General features: G+C 69.0%; 12 protein-coding genes. 7 read left to right on the plus strand and 5 right to left on the minus strand.

The features are described 5' to 3' along the window. Positions 1–9 precede the first annotated feature (9 nt). The 3 genes from sucB to ACIQTT_RS01860 all read right to left on the minus strand — a co-directional run bounded on the left by sucB (position 10) and on the right by ACIQTT_RS01860 (position 4,654). Positions 10–1,737, minus strand: a complete 1,728-nt coding sequence (sucB, locus tag ACIQTT_RS01850; RefSeq protein ID WP_402785213.1) for a 2-oxoglutarate dehydrogenase, E2 component, dihydrolipoamide succinyltransferase — start codon at positions 1,735–1,737, stop codon at positions 10–12. A 69-nt stretch (positions 1,738–1,806) separates the two neighbouring features. After that, complete coding sequence (gene lpdA / locus ACIQTT_RS01855; RefSeq protein WP_402785216.1) at positions 1,807–3,180, minus strand: dihydrolipoyl dehydrogenase; 1,374 nt, start codon at positions 3,178–3,180, stop codon at positions 1,807–1,809. Position 3,181: 1 nt separating this feature from the next. After that, complete coding sequence (locus tag ACIQTT_RS01860; protein WP_402785219.1) at positions 3,182–4,654, minus strand: leucyl aminopeptidase; 1,473 nt, start codon at positions 4,652–4,654, stop codon at positions 3,182–3,184. 114 nt (positions 4,655–4,768) lie between these two features. On the opposite strand from ACIQTT_RS01860, the gene ACIQTT_RS01865 reads away from it, so the two are divergent. From ACIQTT_RS01865 to ACIQTT_RS01875, 3 genes are all read left to right on the plus strand, one after another. Further along, positions 4,769–5,710, plus strand: a complete 942-nt coding sequence (locus ACIQTT_RS01865) for a proteasome assembly chaperone family protein (protein ID WP_402785222.1) — start codon at positions 4,769–4,771, stop codon at positions 5,708–5,710. A 168-nt stretch (positions 5,711–5,878) separates the two neighbouring features. Continuing rightward, the gene (locus ACIQTT_RS01870; protein ID WP_402785225.1) at positions 5,879–7,120 is read left to right on the plus strand and encodes an RNA polymerase sigma factor; all 1,242 of its coding nucleotides are present in this window, start codon (positions 5,879–5,881) and stop codon (positions 7,118–7,120) included. Next, positions 7,120–7,812: a coenzyme F420-0:L-glutamate ligase gene (locus ACIQTT_RS01875; protein WP_402785228.1), complete on the plus strand. Its 693-nt coding sequence runs from the start codon at positions 7,120–7,122 to the stop codon at positions 7,810–7,812. The genes ACIQTT_RS01870 and ACIQTT_RS01875 overlap by 1 nt, the downstream gene beginning before the upstream one ends. 66 nt (positions 7,813–7,878) lie before the next feature. Here the strand turns inward: ACIQTT_RS01875 and ACIQTT_RS01880 are convergent, their stop codons facing one another. After that, a complete protein-coding gene (locus ACIQTT_RS01880) occupies positions 7,879–8,895 on the minus strand; it encodes a sugar-transfer associated ATP-grasp domain-containing protein (RefSeq protein ID WP_402785231.1) in 1,017 nt (338 codons plus the stop codon). A gap of 83 nt (positions 8,896–8,978) precedes the next feature. Here ACIQTT_RS01880 and ACIQTT_RS01885 point away from each other — a divergent pair, with 83 nt between their 5' ends. Together ACIQTT_RS01885 and ACIQTT_RS01890 are read left to right on the plus strand one after the other, a co-directional pair. Beyond that, the gene (locus ACIQTT_RS01885; protein WP_402785234.1) at positions 8,979–9,683 is read left to right on the plus strand and encodes an alanine racemase C-terminal domain-containing protein; all 705 of its coding nucleotides are present in this window, start codon (positions 8,979–8,981) and stop codon (positions 9,681–9,683) included. After that, positions 9,680–10,720 carry an alanine racemase gene (locus tag ACIQTT_RS01890; protein ID WP_402785237.1) on the plus strand — a complete coding sequence of 347 codons (1,041 nt, stop codon included), beginning with the start codon at positions 9,680–9,682 and terminating at the stop codon, positions 10,718–10,720. Before ACIQTT_RS01885 ends, ACIQTT_RS01890 begins: the two co-directional genes overlap by 4 nt. Before the next feature lie 94 nt (positions 10,721–10,814). Here the strand turns inward: ACIQTT_RS01890 and ACIQTT_RS01895 are convergent, their stop codons facing one another. Beyond that, positions 10,815–11,033: a hypothetical protein gene (locus ACIQTT_RS01895; protein WP_247622365.1), complete on the minus strand. Its 219-nt coding sequence runs from the start codon at positions 11,031–11,033 to the stop codon at positions 10,815–10,817. 179 nt (positions 11,034–11,212) lie between these two features. Between ACIQTT_RS01895 and ACIQTT_RS01900 the strand changes: the two genes are divergently transcribed. Together ACIQTT_RS01900 and ACIQTT_RS01905 are read left to right on the plus strand one after the other, a co-directional pair. Then, positions 11,213–13,291, plus strand: coding sequence for a type IIA DNA topoisomerase subunit B (locus tag ACIQTT_RS01900; protein ID WP_372491549.1), 2,079 nt, complete (start codon positions 11,213–11,215; stop codon positions 13,289–13,291). Positions 13,292–13,310: 19 nt separating this feature from the next. Next, complete coding sequence (locus tag ACIQTT_RS01905) at positions 13,311–14,129, plus strand: alpha/beta fold hydrolase (RefSeq protein WP_247622367.1); 819 nt, start codon at positions 13,311–13,313, stop codon at positions 14,127–14,129. Positions 14,130–14,133 lie beyond the last annotated feature (4 nt).

Consider the following 14,133-nt stretch of genomic DNA (forward strand, 5'->3'; position numbering starts at 1 on the left):
CGTCGGTCGTCAGGCTCCGAGCTGAGCGGCGAACTGCGCCGACTCGAGGCGGGCCTTCACCGCGCCGAGGAAGCGAGCGGCGTCCGCACCATCGATGATGCGGTGGTCGTACGAGAGCGCGAGGTACACGTAAGAACGGATCGCGATCGCGTCGGAACCGCCGACCTTGACGAGGCCGGGGCGCTTGACGACCGTGCCCGTGCCGAGGATCGCCGACTGCGGCAGGAAGACGACGGGGGTGTCGAACAGTGCGCCGCGCGAACCGGTGTTCGTCAGCGTGAACGTGCCGCCGGCGAGCTCGTCGGGCTTCAGCTTGTTGTCGCGCGTACGGGCGGCGAGATCTGCGATCTCGTGCGCGATCTCCGCGATGTTCTTCGATGCGGCGTCGCGCAGGACCGGGGTCAGCAGGCCACGCTCGGTGTCGACGGCGATCGAGAGGTTCTCGGTTGCCGGGTACACGATCTGGTCGCCGTCGACCGTGGAGTTCACGATCGGGAAGGCGCGCAGCGCCTCAGCGGCGGCGAGGGCGAAGAACGGCAGGAACGACAGCTTGTCGCCGGTCTTCTGCAGGAACGACGCCTTCACGCTGTCGCGGTAATCCGCGAGAGCGGTGACATCGACCTCCACGACGGTGGTGAGCTGCGCCGTCTGCTGCATCGAGGCGACGGCACGTTCGGCCAGCACCTTGCGCAGGCGCGACATCGGCTGGGTCGTACCGCGCAGCGGCGACACTTCCAGCGGAGCCGGTGCAGCGGGAGCGGCGGCGGCCGGAGCGGCGCCGACCGACTCGGCTGCCTTCAGCACGTCTTCCTTGCGGATGCGTCCACCGACGCCGGTGCCGGTGACCGAGGCGAGGTCGACACCCTGCTGCGACGCCAGACGGCGCACGAGCGGGGTGACGTACAGGTTGTCGTTCTCAGCGGCGGGAGCCGCGGCCGGAGCAGCAGCAGGCGCGGGGGCAGCAGGAGCCGGTGCCGGAGCGGCGGCGGGTGCCGGTGCCGCGGCGGGTGCCGGTGCCGGTGCGGCGGGTGCCGGTGCCGCGGCGGGTGCCGGAGCGGCGGCGGCGGCGGGTGCGGCCGGTGCAGCGGTGGGAGCGGCGCCGGATCCGATACGTGCGAGCACGGCGCCGACCGAGATCGTCTCGTCCTCGGCGGCGAGGATCTCCTGCAGAACGCCGGCGACGGGAGAGGGGATCTCCGTGTCGACCTTGTCGGTCGAGATCTCGAGGAGCGCCTCGTCGACAGCGACCTCGTCACCGACCTGCTTGAGCCAGCGGGTGACGGTGCCTTCGGTCACGCTCTCGCCGAGTTCGGGAAGGACGATGTCCTTGGCGTCGCCGGACGGAGCGGCGGTCGGGGCGGCCTCCGCGGCCGGTGCGGCAGCGGCCTCGGCCGGTGCAGCGGCGGCCGGAGCGGCCTCGGCCGGTGCAGCGGCGGCCGGAGCGGCCTCGGCGGCCGGAGCGGCGGCTTCGGGGGCGTCGGCCGCCGGTGCGGGCGCGCTGCCGTCGCCGATGCGGGCGAGCAGGGCGCCGACCTCGACGGTCTCGTCCTCGGCGACCAGGATCTCCTCGATCACGCCGGTGACCGGCGAGGGGATCTCGGTGTCGACCTTGTCGGTCGAGATCTCGAGCAGGCCCTCGTCCGCCTGAACAGTGTCACCCACCTGCTTGAGCCAGCGGGTGACCGTACCCTCTGTAACGCTCTCTCCGAGCGGGGGGAGGATAACGGATGTGCTCATGACGGAGTCTCCTTCAAAAAGTTGTTCAAACGCTTGTCTAGCTTAGTGACCCTGGGCACCGGTTGGTGTTCAGAGGGCGTGCAGGGGTTTGCCCGCGAGGGCGAGGAAGGCTTCTCCGAGGGCTTCGCTCTGCGTCGGATGCGCGTGGATGAGGGGCGCGATGTCCTCCGGGTGTGCCTCCCACGCAACCGCGAGCTGGCCTTCGGTGATGAGTTCGCCGACGCGATCTCCCAGCAGGTGCACTCCGAGGACGGGTCCGTCCTTTCGGCGCACGACCTTGACCAGGCCGCCGGTTCCGATGATCTCGCTCTTGCCGTTGCCGGCGAGGTTGTACTCGTAAGAGACGACCCCCTCCGCACCGTGCTCGGCGATCGCCGCCTCCTCCGTCACGCCCACCGAGGCGACCTCGGGGCTGGAGTAAGTGACCTTGGGGATCTGGATGTCGGGAACGTTCACGGGGGACAGGCCCGCGATCCGCTCCGCGACCGCGATGCCCTGCTGGAAGCCGCGGTGCGCGAGCTGCAGGCCGGGCACGATGTCGCCGACCGCCCAAACGCCGGGGACGCCCGTGCGCAGGTCCTGGTCGACGGTCACGAAGCCGCGGTCGAGCACCACGCCGGCCTCCTCGAAGCCGAGATCGGCGGTGACCGGGCCGCGTCCGACCGCGACGAGCAGGTAGTCCGCTGTGAACTCCTTGCCGTCCTCGAGGGTCACGGTCACGGACGTGTCGTCCTGCGCGGCGGTCTGGAAACGGATGCCGAGCGAGTACTGGATGCCGCGGCGGCGGAAGGCGCGCTCGAGACCCTTGCTCATCGCGATGTCCTCGTTCGGGACGAGATGGGGCAGAGCCTCGATGATGGTCACGTCGGCCCCGAACGAGCGCCACACACTCGCGAACTCGACGCCGATGACACCGCCGCCGAGGATGAGAACGCTCTTCGGCACCTCGTCGAGGGCGAGCGCCTGCTCGCTCGTGAGGATGCGCCCGCCGATCTCGAGCCCCGGAAGCGTGCGGCTGTACGAGCCCGTCGCGAGCACGACGTCGGCGCCGACGTAGACGTCGTCCCCGACGCTCACGCTGCGATCGGCGTTCAGTCGTCCCGTGCCGGCCACGGTCGTGATGCCCCGAGCCTTGACGAGGCCCTCGAGACCCTTGAACTTCTTCGCCACGATGCCCTCGCGGTATGCGCGTACGCCCGCCGGATCGATTCCGTCGAACGATGCCGTCACGCCGACCGCAGCCGCGTCGCGCACGTGCTCCGCCACCTCGGCGGCGTGCAGCAGAGCCTTCGTCGGGATGCACCCGCGGTGCAGGCAGGTGCCTCCGACCTTGTCCTTCTCGATCAGCGCGACCGACTTGCCGAGTTCGCTGGCACGCAGCGCCGCTGCGTATCCGCCGCTGCCGCCGCCCAGAACCACGATGTCGAAGGTGTGCGTCGTCATGTCAGACCTCCTGAGCCGATGCGGCCGCGAAGGCGACGATCGACCGGACCATTGCCCCGGTCGGTCCCTTCTCGGTGAATCCGAACGGTGCGCTGCCGTTCTCGCCGGAGCCGGCGATGTCGAGGTGCACCCAGGGGATGCGCGGAGCGTCCGATTCGTCGGACACGCGTCCGACGAATCGACGGAGGAACAGCCCGGCGAAGGATGCCCCGGCCGCACGGTCGCTCATGTTCGCGTTGATGAGATCGGCGATGGGGGAGTCGAGCGAGTCCTCCATGTAGTCCGGCAGCGGCATCCGCCAGGCCGGCTCGTCGACGGACTCGGCCGCCGCGAGGAACCGGGTGACGGTGTCGTCGTCGCCCATGACGCCGGTGTGGCGGTGACCGAGCGCCATGACGATCGCGCCGGTGAGGGTGGCGACGTCGATGATCACATCGGGGTTCTCGCGACTCGCGGCCACGAGCCCGTCGGCCATGACCAGGCGTCCCTCGGCATCCGTGTTGAGCACCTCGACCGTGGTGCCGTCGAGCATCCGCAGCACGTCACCGGGGCGCGTCGCCCGCCCGGAGGGCATGTTGTCGGCGATGCAGAGCCACGCCGTGACCCGCACGGGGAGCGCCAGCGTCGCGATCGCACGGAGCGCCGCGAGGCTGGTGGCGGCGCCCGCCATGTCGAACTTCATCCCGACCATGGATGCCGCCGGCTTCAGCGAGAGGCCGCCCGTGTCGAAAGTGATCCCCTTGCCGACCAGTGCGATGTGCTGCGTCGCGCCGGCGGGGGCGTAGTCGAGGCGCACGAGGCGCGGCGGACGGTCGGATCCCTGCCCGACCCCCAGGATCCCGCCGAAGCCCTGCTCGGCGAGGGCCGACTCGTCGAGGATCTCGACGGTGACGTCGAGGTCGGCGACGCTGTCGAGAGCGCTCTGGGCGAGGTCGGCCGGGCTCTGCCATTCGGCGGGCACGTTCACGAGATCCTTGACCAGGGCGACGGCATCGCCGGTGGCCTGGATCCGCGCGACCGTCTCGTCGTCGAGAGCACCGTGCAGGATGACGGCGGTGGCGCGGGAGGTGGGCTTCTTGGAGCGGTATCCGTCGAAGCGGTGACCGCCCAGGACGGCGCCTTCCGCGGCGGCTTCGACGTATTCCTCCAGGCCGGGTGCCAGGGCCAGCGATACCGTCTCGAACCCGGTCAGCGAACGCAGTGCGGCGCCCGCGGCGTTCCGCACGCTCTCGGCCGAAGGAGTGGATCCGATGCCGACGACGGCGAACGGCAGGCTCGTCACTTCGGGGGCATGGACCCTCACGAAAGCGGAGGTCGAGCCGGTGAAGCCCACTGCCGCAAGGGCCTCGGCGAGTCCGGGATACGACTCGAGCGATGTCGCCGCATCGGCGAGATCGGGCACGACGAGCACTGCGGCATCGGCAGCGCTTCCGGGGAACTGATCGGGGGTGTGCGAGAGCACGGGAAGCGTCATGCTTCCCATCCTAGGCAAGCTGCGCACGGCGTGGGCGCGGGGCGCCGGGGGTGTGTTCGCTCTCAGCAAGACCTCGCCCACCCCGGCGCCCCGCCGTGCTCGTAGCATGGAGGAATGCCCTTCTCCGGTGAGATCCACGAACGAGTCGCGAACGCTCCGGCGGTGCCGCCCGGACTGCCGCTGGTGATGCTGCTGACCGGTTTCACCGATGCGGGCAATGCCGTCTCCGGTCTCATCGAGCACCTGCGCGAGACCGCCGACCCGCAGCCCATCGTGGTGTTCGACAACGACGTGCTGCTCGACTACCGCGCCCGTCGCCCGGTGATCTCGTTCGATCAGGACCATCTGACGCAGTTCCGCCCCGCCAAGCTCGAGCTCTCCCTCGCGACCGATGCCCTGGGGCAGCCCTTCCTGCTGCTCGCCGGATACGAGCCCGACTTCGCCTGGAACGCCTTCGCCCGCACGGTGCTCGACCTCGCCACCGAGTTCGAGGTGACGGGACTCAACTGGGTGCACTCGATCGCGATGCCGGTGCCGCACACGCGCCCGATCGGCACCACGGTCAGCGGCAACCGTCGCGACCTCAGCATCGTGCACTCCGTGTGGCGCCCGCGCACCCAGGTGCCGGCGACCGCCGGGCACCTCTTGGAGTTCCGATTCGCGGAGCGCGGCGACCGCGCCGTCGGATTCGTGCTGCTCGTGCCGCACTACCTCGCTGAGACCGAGAACCCGAACGCCGTGATCGCGGCGGCCGAGAAGCTCATGGCATCGACCGGGCTCGTGCTCATGCTCGACGAGATCCAGGAGCGCCGAGAGGACTACCTCGCCAAGATCGACGAGCAGGTGGTCGGCAACGAGGAACTGCAGCAGATGGTGCACAACCTCGAGCGCCGCTACGACGCCTACATGGCCGGCCGCAACCCCGAGGACGGAAGCTACGACGAGGGCGGTTTCAACGAGCGCGACCTCCCCAGCGCCGACGAACTCGCCGCAGAACTCGAGCGCTACCTCGCCTCGCGGCCGTCGGGAGACGACGACAAGTCGGGGCGCGGGTGACATCCGACGCCACGATCTCGGCGCGAATGCACCCGCATCCTTCTGCGTGTGCGATACTGGGTGTCTGACCCGTTGTCAATCGTTCCTTCCGGGGAGCGGACTTGACAAGGGTCTTACTAGTGTCCGAAATGTCCCGGAGGGGCTCTGCCGCTCCGTGAAAGGCGAAACGTGACTCCTGCCACGACCAACAAATCCCGGACGAAGAAGACTGCCGACGCCGACCTCGACGTGAAGGCCGAGGTCGAAGAGAAGGCTGCTCCGAAGACCGCCGCCAAGCGTGCGGCCGCGAAGCGTGCTCCGGTCAAGAAGAAGAAGGCGGATGACGTCGTCGAAGAAGACGAGGCCCCCGCCGCCGCGAACGACGACGCCTCCGGCGACGACGAGGACGACGACGACAGCAAGCCGAAGTTCACCGAGCCGCTGCCGACCGGAGCCATCGTCATCTCGTCGAACGACGACGAGGACGTCCCGGTCTACTCGACCCAGATCACCGGCGCGACCGCCGACCCGGTCAAGGACTACCTGAAGCAGATCGGTAAGGTCGCGCTGCTGAACGCGGCCGAAGAGGTCGAGCTCGCGATGCGCATCGAGGCCGGTCTCTTCGCCGAGGAGAAGCTCTCGGCGATGACCGCTGCCGAGAAGACGAGCCAGCTCGGACTCGACCTGCAGTGGGTCGCCCGCGACGGTCAGCGCGCGAAGAGCCACCTGCTCGGCGCCAACCTCCGACTCGTCGTCTCGCTCGCCAAGCGCTACACCGGCCGCGGTATGCAGTTCCTGGATCTCATCCAGGAGGGCAACCTGGGTCTCATCCGCGCGGTCGAGAAGTTCGACTACACCAAGGGCTTCAAGTTCTCGACGTACGCCACGTGGTGGATCCGTCAGGCGATCACCCGCGCCATGGCCGACCAGGCGCGCACCATCCGTATCCCGGTGCACATGGTCGAGGTCATCAACAAGCTCGCCCGCGTCCAGCGGCAGATGCTGCAGGACCTCGGTCGCGAACCCACCCCCGAAGAGCTCAGCCGCGAACTCGACATGACGCCCGAGAAGGTCGTCGAGGTGCAGAAGTACGGGCGCGAGCCCATCTCGCTGCACACGCCGCTGGGTGAAGACGGCGACAGCGAGTTCGGTGACCTCATCGAGGACACCGAGGCCGTCGTCCCCGCCGACGCCGTGGGCTTCACGATGCTGCAGCGTCAGCTCGAGCAGCTGCTCGACTCGCTGTCCGAGCGTGAGGCAGGTGTGATCCGCATGCGCTTCGGCCTCGGCGACGGTCAGCCCAAGACGCTCGACCAGATCGGCGACACCTTCGGGGTGACGCGTGAGCGCATTCGGCAGATCGAGTCCAAGACGATGGCGAAGCTGCGCCACCCGAGCCGCTCGCAGTCGCTGCGGGACTACCTCGAGTGATGCAGGCGAACGAGGGCAAGGCGCTCGAGACCAGCGTCGACGGGAAGACTTTCGCGCGCATCCCGCTGCGCACGCGCGTCGTGATGCCGGACGATGACATCGACCAGGTCATCTCGGAGTACGCGGCATCCGCCGTGCAGCCGGGCGATCTGCTGTTCGTCACCGAGAAGATCGTGGCGATCACGCAGGGGCGCTCCTACCGTCTCGACGAGATCCAGCCGCGCAAGCTCGCGCTCTTCCTGTCGAAGTACGTGACCCGTACCCCCTACGGCATCGGACTCGGCATGCCGGAGACGATGGAGATGGCGCTCCGCGAGTGCGGTACGCCGCGCATCCTCTTCGCCGCCGCGGTGTCCGCGGTGACGAAGGCCTTCGGTCGACGCGGTGACTTCTACCGCATCGCCGGCGACAAGGCGCGGGCGATCGACGGACCCACCAAGCACACCATCCCGCCGTACAACCAGGCGGTCGTGCTCGGCCCGAAGAACCCGCGAGAGGTCGCCGCGCGCCTCAAGGCGCTGCTGGGCGGCACGGCGGAGGTCGCCGTCGTCGACATCAACGACATCGGCGGGAACATCCTCGGATCGACCCTCGACAAGGACGGCGAGCGTCGGCTCGTCAAGATCCTCGGCGACAACCCGCTCGGCCAGGGCCTGGAGTCCACGCCGTTGGGCATCGTCCGCGAGATCTGACCCCGTCGAGAACGACACGAGAAAGGACCCCGGATGCTTCGGCAGCCGGGGTCCTTCGTCTCCGTCTCAGAAGCCGATGACCTCGCGGTAGCGCGGCTTGTGCCCGGTGCGGATGCCGGTGACGCTCGGCTTGTTCTCGTACACGCCCGCACCCCAGTTGCCCTCGACGAGCACGGGGCCGTCGGGGGAGACGACGACGTCCCAGCCCACGTACTGCACCTGCGGGACGACGCGGGCGACCTCATCGATGAAGGCGCGCACCTCGTACATGTACGGGAGCTGGAAGTCGGCGATCCGGAAGCCCGAGTCGGGGTGCGTCTCGTGCACGTGGCCGTGCGAGTCGTATCCGGCACCCACGGCGTGGCCGTTCTCGTCGAGCATCGTGTAGAAGCCGCCGAAGGTCATCTGGTCGCTGACCGCGCCGCGGCCGAACTTCTGCGCCATCGCGAGGATGTGCGCCTTCTCTCCGTCGAAGAACGCGGTGATCCGGGTCGTGTTGACGGTGCCGGGGCAGACGGCGGCGAGTGCGTCGTGCTGGCGGATGACCTCTTCGATGAGGAGCTCGCCGCGGTTGAGGAGTCCGCGGTGGAACTCGTCCCAGTCCTCGATCTCGGCCGCGTGGTAGCGGTGGACCCCGGTGCCGGCCTGGCCGACCGGCTCCTTGGTGACGATCGTGCCCAGACGCTGCGTGAGCTCGCGCACGGCGTCGGCGTTGCCCTCCTCGACCACCAGCCACTCGCGGTGCAGGTGGGCGGAGAAGTGCTTGTCGAACTCGACCTTGTCCTGGAAGATCCACCGGAAGTCGGGGTGGTCGTACCGCTGCGAGAGCTGGTTCGAGACCGGGTGGGTCATGAACGTCTCGCGCTCCGCGCGGGTCAGCATCGCGAAGTCGTAGTCGATGTAGTCCTGGAACCCGACGTTGTGCCGTGCCGCCGACCAGAGCATGTCGACGACGATCGCCGGCACGGCCTTGTGGTGCTGCTCCGACGCCTCTTTCGCGCGTTCGACGACCGATCCGACATCGATGCGTCGTGCGCGTCCGATCAGGTAGCGGATGCGGGGCGCGAGGGAAAGACGTGACATGTGACTCCGAAGGTGAGAGGGGTTCTCCCCAGTCTACGGTGGGCACCGATCGTCGCCTGGGAGACACCGATAGGCTGGAAATCGTGCGTGAGACGACTTCGAGTGCCCGGCCGCGGGCGATGATCTCCCGCTCCGCTCTGGCCTCCGGCGCTGCCGCCGCGCTCCATGCGGGCGGGCGCGTCGCCGACCTTCGACGCGATGCCTGGGGGCACGGCGTGCTCGCGGTCGCGCACGCGGTGACGGCGGTCGGCGCCGAGCGCGTGCTCGTCGATTCGCCGGGCGTGCTCGAAGCACTCGCCCTCGAAGGAATCGCGGGGACGCTCGACGGCGAGGCCGATATCGACTCCGCACTGCTCTACGGGCTTCCCGATCGCGATGGAGTGATGCCGGGGCGCGCCGTCATGCGCCTGCACGGGCTCGTGCTCTCGACCAAGCGCCTGCGGGCGGGCGATGCAGTCTCCTACGGGTACACGTTCCGGGCTGCGACCGACACCACGGTGGCGCTGGTCACGGGCGGGTACGCCCAGGGGATCATGCGGGCGCTCGGCAATCGCGCGTCCGTCGAGATGGACGGACGCGAACGACCGATCGTCGGGCGTGTCGCGATGGACGTCTGCGTGGTCGATCTGGGCGGAGCGGATGCCGCGGTCGGAACCGAGGCCACCTACTTCGGCGGCGCAGGTCCTGCCGCCCCCGGATTGGCTCGTTGGGCCGAGGTCACCGGGCTCACGATGCCCGAGCTGATCACGGTCGCCGGCATCCACGCCGATCGGGGGTGGGAGGCGTGACTCGTCCCGAACTCCGACTCGACGGAAGTGTCCTGCGTGCCAACATCGGCGCGGTGCAGCAGCGCATCGCGCCGTCCGCGCTCATGCTCGTCGTCAAGGACGACGCCTACGGTCACGGACTGCCCTGGGCGGTCGAGACGGCGATCGAGTCCGGTGTGACCTGGATCGGCAGTTTCGACGTGCGCAGCGCGGTCGACGTACGGCGGGTCGCCGGCGGCGGCGTGCGCATCTTCGCCTGGGTCACCTCCACCGACGCGGAGATCGACGAGGCGCTGCTGCACGATGTCGACCTGGGCGTCGGCACGACCGACTACCTCGATCGGGTGATCGCCCGCGCGACGGCGATCGAGGTGCGCGCACGCGTGCACCTCAAGATCGACACAGGGCTGCACCGCAACGGCATTCTGCCGGAGGACTGGGCGGATGCCGTCGCCACTGCGCGGGCGGCCGAGGCTGCGGGCGCGCTGGAGCTCGTCGGCGTCTGGAGCCACATCGCCGAGGCGAGCGATGCCGAGGACGACGAGGCTCAGGCGGTCTTCCTCGATGCCGTGCAGCAGGTCGGCGACACCGGTGCCGCTCCGGCCTTCCTGCACCTGACCGCGTCCGCGGCCTCCTGGTGGCGGCCGGAGCTGCGCGGCTCGCTCTCGCGCATCGGTGCGTTCTGCTACGGCGTCCGCTCGGCCGACGGGCCAGAACTCGACGGCATCCGGCCCGTCGCGACGCTGACCGCCTCGGTGGTCGAGGTCGTCGACGGCGACGCGGTCGTCGCGATCGGGAGCTTCGACGGCATCCCCTCGACCCTCGCGGGTGTCACCGTCGGTACCGCCCAGGGTGCGCGGGAGTTGCGGAGCATCGGTCACACGCAGAGCGTCGTCGCCGGCTGGAGCGGCGCTGCCGTGGGCGATGTCGTGCGCGTCTTCGGCGCGGGCGAGTGGGGGGAGTCGTCCGCGACGACGCTCGCCGAACGGCTCGACACCGTGGGCGAGGAGATCCTCACCCGGCTCACGTCTCGCGTGCGCCGCGTCGTCGTCGACTGAGGCACGGACACCGACACCTGCGCCGAAGAACCGCGGGAGGGTATGCAGAAGGCCCTCGACGCGTCACCGCGGGAGGGCCTTCGTGGAGTCGGGGTCAGACGGCCTCGACGAGACGCGCGGTCTCATCGTGCCAGCTCGTTGCGATGGCGCGGAGCTTCTCTTCGTACTTGCGTCCGTGGTGGGCGCAGAACAGGAGCTCGGAGCCGTTGACCTCGGCTGCGATGTAGGCCTGCGCGCCGCACGAGTCGCAGCGGTCTGCTGCGGTCAGGCGGAACTCGACCACGGAGGTCTCACGTTCGGTCGTTGCGTTCATCTCGGTGCCTCCTCGATTCGGGTTCGCTGGGGAGCGTGCTCAATACAACCACGGAGTGGGTGGGAGCATGCCCGGATCACGGCGTGTTTCGCTCACCGCGTACGCCCGGGGCACGCGGTGGGCCGGTCCGGGGAGTGTCGGCGGGCCGTGCGGGGTATTCGAACATAGAATCGGAGATTGTGACCGCCGAGTATTCCGCCCATCATCTCCAGGTGCTCGAAGGCCTCGAGGCTGTCCGCAAGCGTCCCGGTATGTACATCGGCTCGAACGGATCGCCGGGGCTCATGCACTGCCTCTGGGAGATCATCGACAACGCCGTCGACGAAGCCGTCGCCGGCAACGGCGCGAAGATCGATGTCATCCTGCACCCGGACGGCAGCGTCGAGGTGCACGACAACGGCCGCGGTATCCCGGTCGATGTCGAGCCGCGCACCGGTCTGACCGGTGTCGAGGTCGTCTTCACCAAGCTGCACGCCGGTGGCAAGTTCGGCGGAGGGTCGTACGCGGCCTCCGGCGGTCTGCACGGTGTGGGAGCCTCCGTCGTGAACGCGCTCTCCGAGCGTCTCGACGTCGAAGTCGATCGCGGCGGCAAGACCTACGCGATGTCGTTCCACCGCGGCGAGCCGGGCCTCTTCGACGACCGCGACGGCAAGCGGCCGGATGCGGCCTTCACCCCGTTCGAGCAGAAGAGCGAGCTGCGGGTCGTCGGCAAGGCTCCGCGAGGCGTCACGGGCACGCGTATCCGCTATTGGGCCGACCGTCAGATCTTCACCAAGGACGCCGCCTTCCAGCTCGGCGACCTCGAGACGCGCGCTCGGCAGACCGCGTTCCTCGTGCCGGGGCTCGAGATCGTCGTGCGCGACGAGCGCGCGGAGGAGAACGTCGAGACGAGCTACCACTACGAGGGCGGCATCTCGGAGTTCGTCGACTACCTCGCCAGCGACCCGCCCGTCACCGACACCTGGCGCGTGCAGGGCGAGGGGACCTTCAAGGAGACGGTTCCCGTGCTGCAGGCCGACGGCCACATGGTGGCGACCGAGGTCGAGCGCGTGTGCAAGGTCGACATCGCGATGCGGTGGGGGACGGGTTACGAGACCACGACCCGGTCGTTCGTCAACATCATCGCGACGCCCAAGGGCGGTACGCACCAGCAGGGCTTCGATCAGGAGCTGCTCAAGGTGCTGCGCGCACAGGTGGAGCAGAACGCCCGTCGCCTCAAGGTCGGCAACGACAAGCTCGAGAAGGATGACGTGCTCGCCGGTCTCACGGCCGTGCTCACGGTCAACGTGCCCGAACCGCAGTTCGAGGGGCAGACCAAGGAGGTGCTCGGCACGCCCGCCGTGCGCCAGATCGTGGCCCAGGTGATCCGCAAGGATCTCGCGGCTCGTTTCAGCTCGACGAAGCGCGACGACAAGAGTCAGGCGACGCAGCTGCTCGACAAGATCGTCGCCGAGATGAAGGCCCGCGTCTCGGCGCGCGCCCACAAGGAGACGCAGCGTCGGAAGAACGCTCTCGAGTCGTCGACGCTGCCGACCAAGCTCGTCGATTGCCGTACGAACGAGGTCGAGCGCAGCGAACTCTTCATCGTCGAGGGCGACTCGGCCCTGGGGACCGCGAAGAACGCGCGCAACAGCGAGTTCCAGGCGCTGCTCCCCATCCGCGGCAAGATCCTCAACGTGCAGAAGGCGTCGATCGGCGACATGCTGTCGAACGCGGAGTGCGCATCGATCATCCAGGTGATCGGTGCCGGCTCGGGGCGCAGCTTCGACATCGACGCCGCGAGGTACGGCAAGGTGATTCTGATGAGCGATGCCGACGTCGACGGCGCCCACATCCGCACCCTGCTGCTCACCCTCTTCTTCCGCTACATGCGGCCGCTCATCGAGCACGGGCGCGTGTTCGCCGCAGTGCCGCCGCTGCACCGTGTCGTGGTCATGAACCCGGGCTCCAAGCCGAACGAGACGATCTACACGTACAGCGAGCAGGAGATGCACGCGTTGCTGGCCAAGCTCCGCAAGGCCGGCAAGCGCTGGCAGGAGCCGATCCAGCGGTACAAGGGTCTGGGTGAGATGGATGCCGAGCAGTTGGCGAACACCACGATGGACCGCTCGGGGCGTCTGCTCCGACGCGTGCGCATGGAGGATGCCGAAGCCGCCGGTCGTGTCTTCGAACTGTTGATGGGCAACGAGGTCGCTCCGCGTCGCGAATTCATCATTGACTCCTCCGACCGTCTGTCGCGCGAGGCGATCGACGCCTAGATCGTCATAGGGTCGGAGCATGAGCGCTCTCGACCGACGTCTCGACCGGCCCGGAGCCGTGATCGCTTTCGCCGATGGCGGGGGAGACGGGCACCCGGTGCTGCTCGTGCACGGTGCCGGGATGGACCACACCATGTTCGACGCGCAGGCGGAGGCTCTCACGGCTGCCGGCCTGCGTGTGCTGCGTGCGGACCTCCGCGGGCATGGGGAGTCCTCTCTCGACGAGGGGGCGCGGTTCTCGGCGGACGCGGCTCTCGGCGACATCGCGGCCCTGTTGGCGGAGCGCCGGATCGACCGAGCCGTCATCGTCGGCCATTCGCTCGGCGGCAACCTCGCCCAGACGTACGCGGCCGCCCAGCCCGACCGGGTCAGCGGAGTGGTCGTGATGGATGCGAGTTGGAACGCGGGACCGCTGTCGAGTGTCGAACGCCTCGCTCTTCGTCTCGCCGCTCCGATGCTCGCTCTGGTGCCGTCTCGTCGATTGCCGGGGATGATGGCGCGTGCCTCGGCCGTGTCGGCATCCGCGATCGCGCGCACCGAGGAGACGTTCGCCCGAATGCCGAAGCCGGTCTTCCTCGACGTCTGGCGCGCGACGGTATCCCTGGTCGCGCCCGAGCCGGCCTATCGCTCGCCGGTGCCCCTCGGATTGATTCGCGGGGCTGAGGACCGGACGGGCAACATCGCCGCAGCCATGCCGCGATGGGCGGACGCCGAGGGGATCGCCGAGTACGTCATTCCCGACGCCGGACACGTCGTCACCTGGGATGCGCCGGACGAGACCTCCGCCGCACTCCTGGGTATCCTCGCCGAGGACCGCTTCGTCGCCGCGATGCGATGAGCGC

This window comes from Microbacterium sp. NPDC090225, assembly GCF_044772365.1.
Classification (GTDB): domain Bacteria; phylum Actinomycetota; class Actinomycetes; order Actinomycetales; family Microbacteriaceae; genus Microbacterium.

Coding starts and splice junctions, on each gene's coding strand:
- sucB (WP_402785213.1), bottom strand. CDS start 1,737: ATGAGCACATCCGTTATCCTCCCCCCGCTCGGAGAGAGCGTTACAGAG.
- lpdA (WP_402785216.1), bottom strand. CDS start 3,180: ATGACGACGCACACCTTCGACATCGTGGTTCTGGGCGGCGGCAGCGGC.
- ACIQTT_RS01860 (WP_402785219.1), bottom strand. CDS start 4,654: ATGACGCTTCCCGTGCTCTCGCACACCCCCGATCAGTTCCCCGGAAGC.
- ACIQTT_RS01865 (WP_402785222.1), top strand. CDS start 4,769: ATGCCCTTCTCCGGTGAGATCCACGAACGAGTCGCGAACGCTCCGGCG.
- ACIQTT_RS01875 (WP_402785228.1), top strand. CDS start 7,120: ATGCAGGCGAACGAGGGCAAGGCGCTCGAGACCAGCGTCGACGGGAAG.
- ACIQTT_RS01880 (WP_402785231.1), bottom strand. CDS start 8,895: ATGTCACGTCTTTCCCTCGCGCCCCGCATCCGCTACCTGATCGGACGC.
- ACIQTT_RS01895 (WP_247622365.1), bottom strand. CDS start 11,033: ATGAACGCAACGACCGAACGTGAGACCTCCGTGGTCGAGTTCCGCCTG.
- ACIQTT_RS01905 (WP_247622367.1), top strand. CDS start 13,311: ATGAGCGCTCTCGACCGACGTCTCGACCGGCCCGGAGCCGTGATCGCT.